The sequence below is a fragment of the Pseudomonas sp. LA5 genome (assembly GCF_028640825.1).
GTDB classification, from domain to species: domain Bacteria; phylum Pseudomonadota; class Gammaproteobacteria; order Pseudomonadales; family Pseudomonadaceae; genus Chryseomonas; species Chryseomonas aestiva.
On sequence record NZ_JAQYZY010000025.1, the window covers coordinates 254,721 to 270,289 of the forward strand.

General features: G+C 65.5%; 9 protein-coding genes and 1 pseudogene. 2 read left to right on the forward strand and 8 right to left on the reverse strand.

From position 1 onward, the window contains the following. Nucleotides 1-4: 4 nt before the first annotated feature. From PVZ72_RS07815 to PVZ72_RS07850, 8 genes and pseudogenes are all read right to left on the reverse strand, one after another. Complete coding sequence (locus PVZ72_RS07815; protein ID WP_187979187.1) at nucleotides 5-730, reverse strand: polysaccharide lyase family 7 protein; 726 nt, start codon at nucleotides 728-730, stop codon at nucleotides 5-7. Between the two features lie 89 nt (nucleotides 731-819). Next, nucleotides 820-3,039, reverse strand: a complete 2,220-nt coding sequence (gene glgB, locus PVZ72_RS07820; RefSeq protein ID WP_273861621.1) for a 1,4-alpha-glucan branching protein GlgB — start codon at nucleotides 3,037-3,039, stop codon at nucleotides 820-822. Next, entirely contained in the window at nucleotides 3,036-6,365 is a 3,330-nt protein-coding gene (gene treS, locus PVZ72_RS07825; protein ID WP_273861622.1) for a maltose alpha-D-glucosyltransferase, read from the reverse strand. Before treS ends, glgB begins: the two co-directional genes overlap by 4 nt. Nucleotides 6,366-6,502: 137 nt before the next feature. Next, nucleotides 6,503-8,506, reverse strand: a complete 2,004-nt coding sequence (locus PVZ72_RS07830) for an alpha-1,4-glucan--maltose-1-phosphate maltosyltransferase (RefSeq protein WP_187979185.1) — start codon at nucleotides 8,504-8,506, stop codon at nucleotides 6,503-6,505. 456 nt (nucleotides 8,507-8,962) lie between these two features. Then, nucleotides 8,963-9,793 carry an ammonia-dependent NAD(+) synthetase gene (gene nadE, locus PVZ72_RS07835; protein ID WP_273861623.1) on the reverse strand — a complete coding sequence of 277 codons (831 nt, stop codon included), beginning with the start codon at nucleotides 9,791-9,793 and terminating at the stop codon, nucleotides 8,963-8,965. Next, entirely contained in the window at nucleotides 9,790-10,299 is a 510-nt protein-coding gene (locus tag PVZ72_RS07840) for a CinA family protein (protein WP_273861643.1), read from the reverse strand. The genes nadE and PVZ72_RS07840 overlap by 4 nt, the downstream gene beginning before the upstream one ends. 165 nt (nucleotides 10,300-10,464) lie before the next feature. Further along, a pseudogene (locus PVZ72_RS07845) lies at nucleotides 10,465-10,947 on the reverse strand (nucleotidyltransferase family protein); the annotation flags it as partial. A gap of 2 nt (nucleotides 10,948-10,949) precedes the next feature. Continuing rightward, entirely contained in the window at nucleotides 10,950-11,939 is a 990-nt protein-coding gene (locus tag PVZ72_RS07850) for an XdhC family protein (protein ID WP_273861624.1), read from the reverse strand. 142 nt (nucleotides 11,940-12,081) lie between these two features. On the opposite strand from PVZ72_RS07850, the gene ku reads away from it, so the two are divergent. Together ku and ligD are read left to right on the forward strand one after the other, a co-directional pair. Next, nucleotides 12,082-12,957 carry a non-homologous end joining protein Ku gene (gene ku / locus PVZ72_RS07855; RefSeq protein ID WP_273861625.1) on the forward strand — a complete coding sequence of 292 codons (876 nt, stop codon included), beginning with the start codon at nucleotides 12,082-12,084 and terminating at the stop codon, nucleotides 12,955-12,957. A gap of 11 nt (nucleotides 12,958-12,968) precedes the next feature. Further along, nucleotides 12,969-15,533 carry a DNA ligase D gene (ligD, locus tag PVZ72_RS07860; RefSeq protein WP_273861626.1) on the forward strand — a complete coding sequence of 855 codons (2,565 nt, stop codon included), beginning with the start codon at nucleotides 12,969-12,971 and terminating at the stop codon, nucleotides 15,531-15,533. Nucleotides 15,534-15,569: the final 36 nt, after the last annotated feature.

Below are 15,569 nucleotides of genomic sequence, written 5' to 3' on the forward strand. Positions count from 1 at the left end.
AGTCTTACCGGTTGTTGGGCTGGTGCATGGAGATCAGCCGGTAGAACAGGACCCGTCCGCCTTCGGTGGCGGGCCCCTCGCCATCGCGCAAGCGGGCACCCGCCTTGAAATACAGGTGATGGCTGCTCCAGGCGCTGTCCAGTTGCAGACCCAGGTCACCGTTGCGCGACCCGGCGCCATGGGCGCGGACGGTGAGCACGCCACTGCGGGCCAGCTTGATATCATAGCTGAAGCGGCTGTTGAGGGGCAGGCGCTCCAGCAGGATGACCTCCTTGGGGCTGTCACTGGGGCTTTCCCGCAACCGGGCGATCAACTGGCCCTGGGGGGTCTGTCCCTTGCCGGTCGCAGGGCTCTCCACGCGATAGATGAGTTGCAACAGCGCCTGGGGTGCTTCCGGCACGGCGGTCTGGTCCTCGATCTGGCTGATGATGACCTCGGGGCGTGAAGGCACCTGTTGCACCACGGCTTCAGCCTGCAGCAGGGCATCCCCTTCGCGGTATTTCCACGCATAGGCACTGCCGTCCGGGCGCGTCTCACGCAGCTCCGTGGCGGGATAGGTGTTGAAGGGTTGCGGCGTACCGGTCACCGGAACCCAAAACACCAGCGATCCCCCCTCGCCACGCGCGAGATAGGGGCTGCGAAAGCCGCTGCTGTTGAGTTCGGCGGTCTGTACCTGAGCCACGGGCATGGGTACGGGAACCGTCAGATTCCATTCGGCGAGATCGATCATGGTGTTCTCGGTTGCCAGATGCCTGACAAGCATCGCCCAGAACGGGGATGCCTGTCAGCGGAACGCGCCCCTGATGGGGCGCTCCCGGATCAGCCCTGCGGCTTGAACACCAGCAGACCCAGCGGCGGCACTTGCAGGTTCAGCGAGGCCGGCTGGCCATGGGCGCCGATCTCCTCGGCCGTTACCCCGCCGCCGTTGCCCAGGTTGGAACCACCGTAGCGCTCGGCATCGCTGTTGAAGATCTCCTGCCAATGGCCCAGCGACGGCACGCCCACCCGGTAGTCGTGACGCGGTACCGGAGTGAAGTTGGCGACTACCAGCAGCGGTCGCTGCTGGGCGTCCTTGCGCAGCCAGGCGAAGACGCTGTTGCCATTGTCGTCGCCGACCACCCAGTCGAAGCCTTCGGGCAGGTGATCGCGCTCGTGCAGGGCCGGCTCGTGACGATAGAGCTGGTTGAGATCGGCCAGCAGCTGCTGCACGCCCCGGTGGGTACCGTGCTCCAGCAGGAACCAGTCCAGCTCGCGATCATGACTCCACTCGCGCCATTGACCGAATTCGCAGCCCATGAACAGCAGTTTCTTGCCCGGATGGGTCCACATGAAGCTCAGGTAGGTGCGCAGATTGGCGAATTTCTGCCAGACGTCGCCCGGCATCTTCTCGATCATCGAGCCCTTGCCGTGCACCACCTCGTCGTGGGAGATGGGCAGCATGAAACGCTCGGACCAGGCATACACCAGGCCGAAGGTCATCTGGTGGTGATGGTACTGGCGATAGACCGGATCCTCTTCCACATAGTGCAGGGTGTCGTTCATCCAGCCCATGTTCCACTTGAAGTCGAAACCCAGGCCGCCTTCGCTGACCGGTGCGCTGACGCCCGGCCAGGAGGTGGATTCCTCGGCGATCACCAGGGCACCCGGCGCTTCCTCGTGGACCACCTCGTTGAGATGACGCAGGAAGGCGATGGTTTCCAGGTTCTCGCGACCACCATGGATGTTGGGGATCCACTCGCCGTGCTTGCGGGAGTAGTCGCGGTAGAGCATGGAGGCCACGGCATCCACGCGCAGACCATCGATATGGAAGTGCTTGAGCCAGTGCATGGCCGACGCCAGCATGAAGCCGTGCACCTCATGGCGCCCCAGGTTGTAGATGTAGGTGTTCCAATCCTGGTGGAAGCCCTCGTAGGGGTGCTCGTATTCGTACAGCGCGGTGCCATCGAAGCGGGCCAGGCCGTGTTCGTCGGTCGGGAAATGCGCCGGTACCCAGTCGAGAATGACGCCGATGTCGGCCTGGTGGCAGGCGTCAACGAAGGCGGCGAAATCCGCCGGGGTGCCGAAGCGCGAGGTAGGCGCGAACTGGCCCAGGGGCTGGTAGCCCCAGGAGCCGCTGAAGGGATGCTCCATGATCGGCAACAGTTCGATATGGGTGAAGCCCATCTCGCGGATGTAGGGAATCAGGCGCTCGGCCAGTTCGCGCCAGTTGTACTGGCGCCCCTCGTCACCGCCTTCACGGCGCCAGGACCCGGCGTGCAGTTCGTAGACCGAGATGGGCGCTTCCACACCCTGCAGCTCGCGACGGCGAGCCATCCAGTCCTGGTCGTGCCAGGTGAAGGGCTTGTTGTCGGCCACCACCGAGGCGGTGCGCGGTGGCAATTCCGCGGCCAGGGCGATGGGATCGGCCTTGAGCGGCAACACGCCGTGCTGGCCGAGAATCTCGTACTTGTAGGCCGTGCCCACCGGCAGACGCGGCACGAAGAGCTCCCAGACACCGCTGTTGGCGCGCAGGCGCATGGGCAGACGGCGCCCGTCCCAGCTGTTGAAGTCGCCGACCACCGAGACGCGCCGGGCATTGGGCGCCCAGACCGCGAAGCGCACGCCCTCCACGCCGTCGACCTGGCAGCGCTGGGCGCCAAAGGTCTCGCCGAGATTGCGGTGGCGGCCTTCGTTGAACAGGTAGAGATCGGTTTCTCCCAGCAGCAGCCCGAAGGAATAGGGATCCTCTGTCTCCTGCACGCCGCTGGGCCAGCGGATGACCAGCTTGTAGGGCGCGGCGTAGTCGAGCCGCGCGAAGAACAGCCCGGGCACCCGCCCGGGTTGCATCTGGGCCAGCGACCGACCGCTGACGCGATCGACCAGCTCTGCGCCCAGGGCATTGGGCAGGAAGGCGCGGACGATCAGGCCCTCGCCATCGGGATGGGGACCGAGCACGGCGAAGGGATTGCCGTGCTCGCCACGGGCCAGGGACTCGGCCTCGGCAGCCGAGAGCCGGAGGTCGTCCAGCGGAGCGACAGGAACGGTGTTGTGATCGGTCATGCGCGGGCTCCGGACAAAAGGGTCTCGACGATGGCGGCAACGCCCCGTAGCGGGATGTTGATCCAGGTGGGTCGGTTGGCAGCCTCGTAGCCTATCTCATAGACCGCCTTCTCCAGGCTGTAGAGATCCAGCGCCGCCTGCTCGCCCCGCTCGCTCCACTGGTGGCCGATGTCGGCCGCCGCAGCGCGATAGCCTTCGAGGAAGGCCGCGTAGGAAGCGTTGCGATAGGTCTCTGCTGCCTTGGCACGCAATTGCAGGTGCTCTTCCGAGGTATCCGCGCCGGCGTTGCTCGACTGGGTGACCATGGCCGCCGCGTAGTCGAAGGAGCGCAGTACCCCGGCGACGTCCTTGTGCGGACCGTACTTGCCGCGACGTTCTTCCAACGACCGTGCCGGCTCGCCTTCGAAGTCGATGAGGATGGCGTCGTCCTGGGCCACCAGCACCTGACCCAGGTGCAGATCGCCGTGGACGCGGATACGCAGACCGCCCTCGACATCGGCCGCCAGGGCCTCGATGCGCTTGGCCAGGGCTTCGCGCTTGCCGACCAGGCCCTGCAACAGAGACTTGCCAGTGGCGTCGAGCTGATCGCCCATGCCCTGCAGGGTATCCAGGGCGTTGTCCACCTGGAGGCGAACGCGATGCGCCAGCTCCTTGGCCGCTTGGGCGTCCACGGTTTCGGGAGCGAAGGCCGCATCCTCGGTGGGCTGCGCCAGCACGAGATGCATCTCGCCCAGACGCTTGCCCAGCACGCCGGCGAAGGCCGTCAGATCGCCCATGGCGGTGAATTCGTTCTCCACGTCGGAGATGCCGCCGCTGAGCAGGTCACGGGTGACGCGATCCAGACCGTCGAGGCTCCAGGTCCAGGCATCGCCCTGGTTGTGGATGTGCTGCTGGACCAGCATCAGCACGTGCGGCGTGCCGTCCGCCGCGATGCGCTGGGCGACGGCATGGGTCGCGGCGATGTTGGCGAACCCGGCCTGGGCCAGGTAGCGTCCCATCTCCACTTCCGGGTGGATACCCGGCGCCACCTTGCGGATCAGTTTGAGCATCAGGTGGTCGCCGACGATCAGCGAACTGTTGGACTGCTCGACGCCCAGGTGCTTGATCTCGATGTCCGGATCCAGTGCGAAGTCCTCGGCCTGGTCGTAGACCTCGAAACTCAGGTCCCCGGCAGGGGACGCCAGCCTGGCACCCTTGCGGAAGGCATCGAACACGCCATGCACGAAGCTGGTGAGGGCGAAGGCGTCGGTCACCAGACCCACACGCCGCACATGGCGGATGCGGGAAAGCGCCAGCTGGGTCGCCAGCGGACTGCAATGCTGGTCCTCTTCGGCGAGGAAGCCGAGGGGCAAGGCGTAGCGCTCTTCGCCCTTGGCATTGGTCACCACCACCTCGCTGAACATCACCGGCAGCTTGGGCGTGTTGATCTGCACGGCATAGTCCAGCCGCACACCGGTGATGGCCTCGTCCTTGGAACCGAACCAGCGACGCTTGGGCAGATAGACCGGCAGCACCTCTTCGAAGATGCGGCGTGGCTCGCCGTCCAGCAGTTCCTGCAGATTGCGCTTGATGACCACCGTCTGGTAGTCAGGCATCGGTGCCGGCGGCTCGGTGTGCCAGGCGGGCATCTGCTCGTTGCCGGCCAGGTAGAACCAGTAGAAGCCATAGGGCGGCAGGGTCAGCATGTAGGGCAGCTGGCCGATGGGCGGGAAGGCGCTGCCACCGATCATTTCCACCGGTACTTGGCCGGCGAAGCTGGACAGGTCCAGTTCCACCGCCTGGGCAGCGCGGGAGACGTTGGCCACGCAGAGGATGGTCTCGTGCTCGCCCTGGGCATTGGTGAAGTCGCGCAGGTAGGCCAGGATGCGTCTGTTGGTAGGCGACAGCATCTTCAGGGTGCCGCGACCGAAGGCCTTCTGCTGCTTGCGCACGGCCAGCATGCGCCGCGTCCAGTTGAGCAGCGAATGGGGATCGCGCGACTGGGCCTCGACGTTGATCGCCTGGTAGCCGTAGAGCGGGTCCATGATCGAGGGCAGCACCAGGCTGGCCGGGTCGGCCCGGGAGAAGCCGCCGTTGCGGTCGACCGACCACTGCATCGGCGTCCGCACGCCATCACGATCGCCCAGGTGGATGTTGTCACCCATGCCGATTTCGTCGCCGTAATACATCGTCGGGGTACCGGGCATCGACAGCAGCAGGCTGTTGAGCAGCTCGATACGCCGGCGATCGCGTTCCAGCAGGGGCGCCAGGCGGCGACGGATGCCGAGGTTGATGCGCGCACGGCGATCCGAGGCGTAGTAGTTCCAGAGATAGTCCCGCTCGCGGTCGGTCACCATCTCCAGGGTCAGTTCATCATGGTTGCGCAGGAAGATCGACCACTGGCAGTTGGCCGGGATCTCCGGCGTCTGGCGCAGGATATCGGTGATGGGGAAGCGGTCTTCCTGGGCGATGGCCATGTACATGCGCGGCATCAGCGGAAAGTGGAAGGCCATGTGGCATTCGTCGCCATCGCCGAAATACAGCTGGGTGTCTTCCGGCCACTGGTTGGCCTCGGCCAGCAGCATGCGGTCGGGATAGTTGGCGTCGATCTCGGCGCGAATCTCCTTGAGCACCACGTGGGTCTCGGGAAGGTTCTCGTTGTTGGTACCGTCGCGCTCCACCAGATAGGGAATGGCGTCCAGGCGCAGGCCGTCGACACCCAGATCCAGCCAGTACCTCATGATCGAGATGACAGCCTTCATGACCTGGGGATTGTCGAAGTTGAGGTCCGGCTGGTGGGAATAGAAGCGGTGCCAGAAGTACTGGCCGGCGACCGGGTCCCAGGTCCAGTTGGACTTCTCGGTGTCGAGAAAGATGATGCGGGTGCCATCGTACTTCTGGTCGTCGTCGGACCAGACGTAGAAGTTGCGCGCCGCCGAGCCCTTCTTGGCGCGCCGGGCGCGCTGGAACCAGGGGTGCTGGTCGGAGGTGTGGTTGATGACCAGCTCGGTGATCACCCGCAGGCCACGGGCATGGGCCTCGGCGATGAAACGCTTGGCATCGGCCATGGTGCCGTAGTCGGGATGGATCCCGCGGTACTCGGCGATGTCGTAGCCGTCGTCGCGCCGCGGCGAGGGGTAGAACGGCAGCAGCCAGATGGTGTTGACGCCCAGGCTGGCGATGTAGTCCAGCTTGTCGATCAGGCCGGGGAAGTCGCCGATGCCATCGTTGTTGGAGTCGAAGAACGACTTCACGTGCACCTGGTAGATGATCGCATCCTTGTACCAGAGCGGATCGTCGATGAAGGCGGCGGGTTTGCGGGAGCGAGCTTTATTGGGTTTTGCCATGTCGTCAGGTCCTTAACAGGGCGTCTGAAGCGTATGCGTGCACCGGTCGTCGAGGCCGTCCGGCGATGATGACGGAAGCCGCCAGACACTCGGGGAGCTGTCCCCGAGCGGCCTGACGTGCTCCGCCCGAGGTATCGCTAGTGGCCCGCCTGGATGCGCCAGATGCCGAAGGGCATCGACGGCTCCAGCCGTGTCCATTGAGTCTTGCCGTGCCAGGCCCAGCGGTGTCCGGTCATCAGGTCTTCGCCGTAGGTGGTGGCGTGATCGTCGAGGCCCAGCTCCCACAGCGGCAATTCGAAATGGCCCTCCTGGGCATTGAAGGGATCCAGGTTGATCGCCACCAGGATGAAGTTGCCCAGATCGTCGGTGCGCTTGCCGAAGTAGAGGATCTGATCGTTCCAGCAGGTGTAGACCTTCAGCCCCAGATGGGTTTGCAGCGCGGGGTTCTGCCGGCGGATACGGTTGAGCTGGGCGATCTCGCCCATGATGTTGCCCGGCGCATAGAAGTCGCGCGGCCGCAGCTCGTATTTCTCCGAATCCAGGTACTCCTCCTTGCCCGGCGTGAGCGGCGCGCCCTCGCAGAGCTCGAAGCCTGCGTACATGCCCCAGAGGCCGGAGCCCATGGTGGCCAGTGCCGCGCGGATCAGGAAACCGGGGCGGCCACTGGTCTGCAGGAAGGCCGGGTTGATGTCCGGCGTGTTGACGAAGAAATTCGGCCGGTAGCAGTCGCGCAGGGGCGCTTCGTTGAGCTCGGTGAAATACTCGGTCAGCTCGGCCTTGGTGTTACGCCAGGTGAAGTAGGTGTAGCTCTGGCTGTAGCCCACCTTGCCCAGGCGCGCCATCATCGCCGGCTTGGTGAAGGCCTCGGCGAGGAACATGACGTCGGCGTCGCGGCCGCGGATATCGGCGATCAGCCACTCCCAGAAGGGCAGCGGCTTGGTGTGGGGGTTGTCGACGCGGAAGATCTTCACGCCCTGCTCCACCCAGTGCCAGACCACATCACGCAACGCCAGCCACAGATCCGGCACGGCGTCCTGGGCATAGAAGTCGACGTTGACGATGTCCTGGTACTTCTTCGGCGGATTCTCCGCGTAGCGCATGGACCCGTCCGGACGCCAGGAGAACCAGCCCGGATGCTCCTTGAGCCACGGATGGTCGGGCGAGCACTGGATGGCGAAGTCCAGGGCGATCTCCAGGCCGTGGTCGGCGGCCGCCGCAACCAGGGCGCGGAAGTCGTCCAGGGTACCCAGCTCGGGATGCACGGCATCGTGACCGCCGTCCGGGCTGCCGATGGCATAGGGGCTGCCCGGCTGATCGGCGCCGGCACCCAGGGTGTTGTTCTTGCCCTTTCGATGGGCCAGGCCGATCGGGTGGATCGGCGGGAAGTACAGCACATCGAAGCCCATGTCGCGCACGCGCGGCAATTCGCCGATCACGTTGCGGAAGGTGCCATGGCGATGGGGATCATCGGTGATGGAACGGGGAAAGAGTTCGTACCAGCTGGCGAATTCGGCGCGCAGGCGCTCAATGTCCAGCGGATATTCGATGCTGTGGGTCAGGTGGGCATAGGCGTCCACCGGGGTCATGGCCTGGCTCGCCTCGCCCGCCAGCAGCACGGCGACCTTGTCACCTTCGCTACCGGCCTGGTCCAGGCGCTGCAGCAGAGCCTCGAGCGGGCCGCGCTGCTCGCCTTCGGCGCGGGACAGCGCCTGCTCGACGTGGAGACGGCCTTCCTGCAATTCCAAGTTCAGCCCGACGCCCGCGGCGTACTTCTTCTCGATCTCGTAGCGGTAGGTGCCCCAGACATCCCACCAGGCCTGGACCACGAATTCATAGCGGCCCACGGCTGGCGGCGTGAAGCGTCCACGCCAGAGGTCATTGGTCTCGAGCGTCAGCGGGGTCTGTTGCCAGTTCTCTTCGCCCTCCTGACGCCAGAGCACACTGGCAGCCAGCTTGTCGTGGCCATCGGCGAAGATCTTGGCGGTCACTTCGACCACCCGCCCGGCGATGCCCTTGGCGGGAAACTGGCCATTGTCCACGGCCGGCGTGACCGCCTCTATGGCGATGCGCGGGGTCTGGGCAGCGGTAGCGGGATCAAGGGAAAGGGTGGAAAAAGAACCGGGGAGATCGGTGTTCGACATCGAGCCTGACTCCATCTTGGGACGCGTGAAAGGCCGCAACGCGCTAGCGCTGCGACCTTGGTCATGAACCCGCTACTGCTTGGCTTACCGCCAAAGAGGCCCGGCTGGCCGAACCCCTGAAGGGAGTCGGTAACCCGCAGCGACGTCCATGAGGACGCCGCTCCAGACAGCCGCGACTCTACTGCAACCGGAAGCACTCACGCGGGTGTGTCTGAAAGAGTCTGAGCACCGACGGCGCGCAAAAGTTCAGCCAAATCTCAATGACCGGCAGGCGCAGAAAATCAGTAAAAATCCTGAAATATCATCCGCTTAGGTCAAATATATGAATCGATATCTAACCCAACACCGAACGCCCTGGAGTTAGTCGAATAGCAGCGCAGCACACACCGGGATGGCAATCGTACTAGGGCTACTATTCGGGAAATCACCTAAATAAGTACTCGCAACCCTATGATTTCAATGGAAAGGCGTATAGGGCAGATCGCGCTTGTGGGCGCTACGCCGGTAGGTATTGAGAATGATCTCCAGGGTCGCCGGGCTTACTGCCTTGCCTTCCAGGAAATCGTCGATCTCGGCATAGGTGATGCCGAAGGCATCTTCATCGGCCTTGCCAGGCGACAGGGATTCCAGATCGGCGGTCGGCACCTTGTGCACCAATTCGTTCGGTGCGCCTAGCCACTCGGCCACCGCCCTAACCCGCCGCTTGTTGAGCCCGTGCAAAGGAGTCAGGTCACAGGCGCCATCGCCGAACTTGGTATAGAAGCCCATCAGCGCTTCCGCCGCATGATCGGTGCCTATCACCAGGCCCCGACGTGCGCCGGCTACGGCGTACTGGGCGATCATGCGCTGGCGCGCCTTGATGTTGCCCAGGGTAAAGTCTTCATGGAGTTCGTCATCGAAGGCCACCCGGGCTTCGCGCACCGAGGCGAGCATCGCGTCGCTGGCGGGCTTGATATTGACGGTATGGGTCTCGTCGGGCTGGATGAAATGCAGGGCGCGCTGGGCATCCGCCTCATCGCGCTGCACGCCATAGGGCAGCCGCATGGCAATGAATCTCAGGCGGGCATTGCCACTTTCCTCGCGCGCCCGTTCCACCGCCAGTTGGGCGAGTCGACCCGCGGTGGAGGAATCCACGCCGCCACTGATGCCCAGCACATAGCTCTCCTGGCGGCTGCCGAGCAGATAGTCCTTGAGGAACTGGATACGACGCTCCGCTTCCGCGGCCGGATCGAAATATTCGGGTACCTGCAGGGCCTGGATGATGTCGCGCTGAAGGGCTTCGGTCATCGGGCGTTCTCCTCTGATTCGCGTTCGAGACGTTGATGATAGGGCACCACCGCGCCGAGGCTATGACGGGCCGCCGCCAGTTGCACGGCCTCGCGATCGCCGGGGAAGTGCCGGGTTTCGGAATAAAGCACGATGTCATCGCCAACCCGGTAGCCCCAGGCGAAGCAGACGGTTCCCTGGGGAATGCCGTCCGCTCCGCCGGGCCCGGCCAGCCCGGTATTGGCGATGGCCACCTGAGCCGGACTGTCACACAGGGCACCGGCGGCCATCTCCCGCGCCACTTCCTCGCTGGTGAGGTTATGACGCTCGATGGTCTCCGGCCTGACGCCCAGGAGACGCTGCTTGGCTTCGGGGGAATAGACGACGTAACCCGATTCGATGCAGCCGCCGCTGCCGGGTATCTCCGACAGCAGCCCCACGACCTTGCCGGCCGTGCAGGATTCGGCCGTGGTGAGTTGCAGTTCGCGGGTCTTGAGATAGTCCAGCATGGACTCGATGGTGTTCATGAGTGCGTGTCCCCAAAAGCGGTGCTCCTCCCTTGGAAGAGCGGCGAATTGGGGAAGTTCTGGGGCTACCTGCCCGGTATTTTCCAGGTCGGCGGGCGTATCGATGTCGTGGTGGATACCGGCGTCCGCGACCTCCCGCTCTAGCACCGAACCCTCGCGCAGGAGCCGTTTCGCTCCCTCGTCCCCCTCGAGTTCGCCCAGCGCAGCAGCAAAATTCCGACCAAAGAGCACGGGATGACCACGCCTGCCCTGGCAGGTCGGGATGATGATACGTTCGGGATGATGCAGGTCCAGCAACTGCCGGGCCGTCGCGGGCTGTACGAAGGGCATATCGCCCAGGGTTACCAGCCAACCGGACGCACCGGACGTCGCTTGCACCGCGGCGGCCAGGCTGTCGCCCATGCCGGTGGTGGGCAGGCTCAGCACTGCCAGGCCTTCCTGTTGCGCCAGCTCGGCGCGCCAGGGAGCGCTGTCCGAAACCACGGCCAGGCACGGTAGACCCAGGCCTCGCCACAGTCGAAAGGTCGCCTGCAACACCGTCAGCTCGGCCGGTCCGGGCAAGGCGGCCTGCAGCTTGTCGCCACCGCCGGCGGCGCGGAAGCGACTCCCGGCACCCGCCGCGAGGATCAGCACCTGAACCGGGGCCATCCCTAGGCGACCTGCTCCACCGCCACCAGGGCGCGCTTCTTCTGGGTCAGAGCGATGCCGTTCTTGACGGCGACCACCTCCGCCAGCAGCGACAGGGCGATTTCCGGTGGGGTGTGACTGCCGATATGCAGGCCGATGGGGCCATGCAGGCGATTGATCGCTGCGACCGGCAGGTCCAGCTGCAGCAGCCGCTCCCGCCGCCGATCATTGTTGCGCAGTGAGCCCAGGGCGCCGACGTAGAAGGCGTCGGACTGCAGCGCCGTCAGCAGGGCCAGGTCATCCAGGCGCGGATCGTGGGTCAGGGCTACCACCGCGGTGCGTTCGTCCGGGCGGATCGACAGCACGGCATCGTCCGGCATGCCGGAGATGAAACGCGCCTGGCGCGTCTCCCAGCCCTGACGGAATTCCTCGCGGGGATCGCAGACCAGCACCTCGAAATCGAGCATGGCCGCCATGTCGGCGACATAGAGCGACAGCTGACCGGCACCGATCAGCAGCAGGCGCCAGCGCGGTCCATGGACCAGGCGCAGCCGCTGCTCGTCCAGGGTAACCGGCGCATCGTGGGTGGTGCTGGAAATCCGCACCTCGCCGGTCGCCAGGTCCAGCTCACGCAAGGCCAGTTCGTGGCCATCGCAGCATTGCAGCAACTGCTCGACCCAGCGCCAGTCACCGACCTGCTCCTGGACCAGACGCAGGGTGCCGCCACAGGGCAGCCCGAAACGCGCGGCTTCGTCGCCGGAGACGCCGTAGGTAATGATCTCCGGGCGCTTCCCGGTGAACTGGCCGGCGTGCAGTCGGGCGATCAGATCGTCCTCGATGCAGCCACCGGACACGGAGCCACAGACCTGGCCATCGTCGCGCAGGGCCAGCATGGCGCCCGGCGGCCGGGGCGAACTGCCCCAGGTCTGGACCACGGTGAACAGGCTGACGCCCTGCCCCTCCCGTCGCCAGGCCAGGGTCTTGCGCAAAACTTCTTGATCGACACTGTCCACGCCCTGCTCCTCTCTACCCTGCACCTGCGACGGCAAAAACGTCGTTCCGGGGGTAGAACCCAACAGCGGAGCGGGGTTCCCCAGGGCGGAACCCGATGGATCGCCGGCCTATCCATAGGGGACACCCAAGAGGAGAACGCCCATGCCCCGCTCGATCTGGAAAGGCGCCGTCAGCTTCGGCCTGGTGCACATCCCCGTTTCGGTCGTCTCGGCGACCCGGCAATCGGGCATCGACTTTGACTGGCTGGACGAACGCAGTCTCGATCCGGTGGGCTACAAGCGGATCAACAAGACCACCGGCAAGGAGGTGCCCAGCGAACACATCGTCAAGGGCGTCGAACATGGCAAGGGCAAGTACGTGGTGCTCAGCGAGGACGAGATCCACAACGCGCTGCCCGAGGCCACTCGCACCATCGACATCCTCACCTTCGTCGAGGCGCGGGAGATCTCCATCCTGCACTTCGAGAAGCCCTACTACCTGGCGCCGGACAAGAACGGCGAAAAGGTCTATGCCCTGCTCCGCGACACCCTGAGCGCCGCCGGCAAGGTGGGCGTGGCCAACCTGGTAATGCACTCCAAGCAGCACCTGGCGGTGATCATGCCGCTGGGCGATGCCCTGGTGCTCAACACCCTGCGCTGGGCCGACGAGGTCCGCTCCGCGGAAGACGTCGGGCTCGAAGGGCTGGACGCCAAGGTCACCAAGAAGGAAGTGGACATGGCCCAGCGGCTGGTGGACGAGATGACCGAGCAATGGGATCCGGAGCAGTACCACGACACCTTCAAGGACAACGTCATGGCCCTGGTCGAACGCAAGCTCAAGGACGGCAAGCTGGAAGCCGTCGCCGAGGAGCCCGAAACCGAGGACAGCGGTGCCGACGTCATCGACCTCACCGAATTGCTGCGCCGCAGCCTGGGCGGCAAGCAGGACAAGGCCAAGGAGGCGCCCAAGCCCAAGGGTACCGGTCGTTCGACCAGCCGCCGTAGCCCTGCCGCCAGCCGTACCCGCAAGGCCAAGTGAGGACCGCCGCCATGGCCAGCCCGCCCAGCGAATACAACCGCAAGCGCAACTTCGACATCACCGCCGAGCCGCGGGACGAGGACAGTCCGCGCCGGCGCAAGGCCAGGGGCGCCCTGAGTTTCGTCATCCAGAAGCACGATGCCCGTCGCCTGCACTATGACTTCCGTCTGGAGCTGGACGGCACCCTGAAGAGCTGGGCGGTGCCCAAGGGTCCCAGCCTGGATCCCGGTGAAAAACGTCTGGCGGTACAGGTGGAAGATCATCCGCTCGCCTACGGCAGCTTCGAAGGCAGCATTCCCGAAGGCCAGTACGGCGCGGGCGATGTCATCGTCTGGGACCGCGGCGAGTGGCAGGCGGAGGGCGATGCGGCCGAAGCCTATGCCGCTGGCAAGCTCAAGTTCGAACTCCGCGGCGAAAAGCTCCGCGGCCACTGGACCCTGGTACGCACCCGGCTGCAGGGCCATGGCGACAAGCCGCAGTGGTTGCTGATCAAGGAGCGCGACGCTGAAGCCCGCGACAGCGCCGACTACGAGGTGACCGCGGCCGAACCCGACAGCGTGCTGAGCGACAAGACTCTGCCGCGGCTGGCGCAGCCCAAGGCCAAGTCCAAGGGCAAAACCGCTAGCCAACCGAAGGCAGCCAAGGCGCCGGCGCGCCAGGCCAAGGCACGCAAGGCCAAGCTGCCCGAGACCCTGGAGGCGCAACTGGCGACCCTGGTCGACAGTCCGCCGGCCGGCGACTGGCTGTACGAGGTGAAATACGACGGCTATCGGTTGCTCGCCCATATCGAGGACGGTGAGGTGCGCCTCTTCACCCGCAGCGGCAACGACTGGACCGAACGTCTGCCCGAGCAGGCCAGGGCACTGGCGGCCCTTGGCCTGGAAAACGCCTGGCTGGACGGCGAGATCGTGGTCAACGATGCCCAGGGCATCTCCAGCTTTCAGGCGCTGCAGAATGCCTTCGAGACCGGCAGGGCGACCCGCATCGCCTATTACCTGTTCGACCTGCCCTATCTCAATGGCGCGGATCTGCGCGAGGTACCGGTCGAGCAGCGCCGCGAGCTGCTCGGCAAGCTGCTGGAGCAAGGCAACGACAGCGACCTGCTGCGCTTTTCCGCCGCCTTCGAGGTACCGGCCGATCGCATCCTGGCCAGCGCCTGCGAACTGGGCCTCGAAGGGGTGATCGGCAAGCGCCTGGGCAGTGCCTATCGCTCCCGGCGCAACAAGGACTGGATCAAGCTCAAGTGCGCCCATCGCCAGGAATTCGTCATCGTCGGCTACACCCCGCCCAAGGGCGGCCGCCAGCACCTGGGCGCGCTGCTGGTGGCGCTGCACGATGACCAGGGCCGGCTGCACTATGCCGGCAAGGTCGGCACCGGCTTTACCGCCGCCCTGCTCAAGCAGTTGCACGGCAGATTCCAGCCGCTGATCGTCGATCAGCCGCCGGTGGTGGATCCGCCGAGGGGCGCCGCCTACCGCGAGGTGACCTGGTTGCGGCCCGAGCAGCTGTGCGAGATTGCCTACGCCGAGCTGACCCAGGATCGCATCGTCCGTCAGGGCGTCTTCCATGGCCTGCGTGACGACAAGCCCGCCGAGGGCATCGGCCTCGAACAGGCCGCGCCGGCACGGGAAGCCGAAGGTCCCGACGCCCCGCCCCGGCGCAAACCCGGTGCCGGACAGCAGGAGGCTACCGTCGCCGGAGTGCGCATCAGCCACCCCGAGCGCGTCATTGACGAGGCCAGCGGCGCGCGCAAACTCGACGTGGCCGGCTATTACGCCGCCGTTGCCGACTGGATCCTGCCGCACCTGGCCGAGCGGCCCGTGGCCCTGGTCCGTACGCCCGAGGGTATCGCCGGCGAGCAGATTTTCCAGAAGCACGAACAGACCCTGGCGATCCCCCATATCCGCGAACTGGCGCCCGAGCTGGATCCGGGTCATGCACCGCTGATGGTCATCGACAGTCGCGAGGCTCTCATCGGCGCGGCCCAGATGGGTACGGTGGAACTCCATACCTGGAATGCCACCGCCGCCCGCATCGATCGCCCCGACCGCTTCATCCTCGATCTCGACCCCGATCCCGCCCTGCCCTGGTCGCGCATGGTGGAAGCGACGGAGCTGGTGCTGACCCTGCTCGACGAGCTGGACCTCCAGGCGTTCGTCAAGACCAGCGGCGGCCGCGGTCTGCACTTGGTGGTGCCCCTGGATCGGCGCCAGGATTGGGACACCGTCAAGGCCTTCGCCCAGGCGGCCGCCCAGCACCTGGCCAACACCCTGCCCAAGCTCTTCGCTGCCAAGATGGGCGCCCGGAATCGCCAGGGGAAGATCTTCGTCGACTACCTGCGCAATCGCCATGGCGCCACCACGGTGAGCGCCTTTTCCCTGCGCGCCCGTCCCCACCTCGGCGTTTCGGTGCCCGTGGCGCGCGACGAGCTGACCGACCTGCAGGGCAGCGACCAATGGCGCTTCGATTCCCTCCTGCAACGCCTCGAAGGGCTCAAGGACGATCCCTGGGCCGGGTATGCCGGGGTGCGCCAGAGCCTCACGGCCGCGCGGCGCAAACGACTGGGCGTGGCCTAGCGACACGCCTGCCGTCGGCCAGCATAGGGCCCAAGC

Bases quoted from the DNA above. Each gene is read 5' to 3' on its own strand.
- glgB (WP_273861621.1), bottom strand. From the start codon at position 3,039: ATGACCGATCACAACACCGTTCCTGTCGCTCCGCTGGACGACCTCCGG.
- ligD (WP_273861626.1), top strand. From the start codon at position 12,969: ATGGCCAGCCCGCCCAGCGAATACAACCGCAAGCGCAACTTCGACATC.
- ku (WP_273861625.1), top strand. From the start codon at position 12,082: ATGCCCCGCTCGATCTGGAAAGGCGCCGTCAGCTTCGGCCTGGTGCAC.
- PVZ72_RS07830 (WP_187979185.1), bottom strand. From the start codon at position 8,506: ATGTCGAACACCGATCTCCCCGGTTCTTTTTCCACCCTTTCCCTTGAT.
- PVZ72_RS07815 (WP_187979187.1), bottom strand. From the start codon at position 730: ATGATCGATCTCGCCGAATGGAATCTGACGGTTCCCGTACCCATGCCC.
- treS (WP_273861622.1), bottom strand. From the start codon at position 6,365: ATGGCAAAACCCAATAAAGCTCGCTCCCGCAAACCCGCCGCCTTCATC.
- PVZ72_RS07840 (WP_273861643.1), bottom strand. From the start codon at position 10,299: ATGAACACCATCGAGTCCATGCTGGACTATCTCAAGACCCGCGAACTG.
- nadE (WP_273861623.1), bottom strand. From the start codon at position 9,793: ATGACCGAAGCCCTTCAGCGCGACATCATCCAGGCCCTGCAGGTACCC.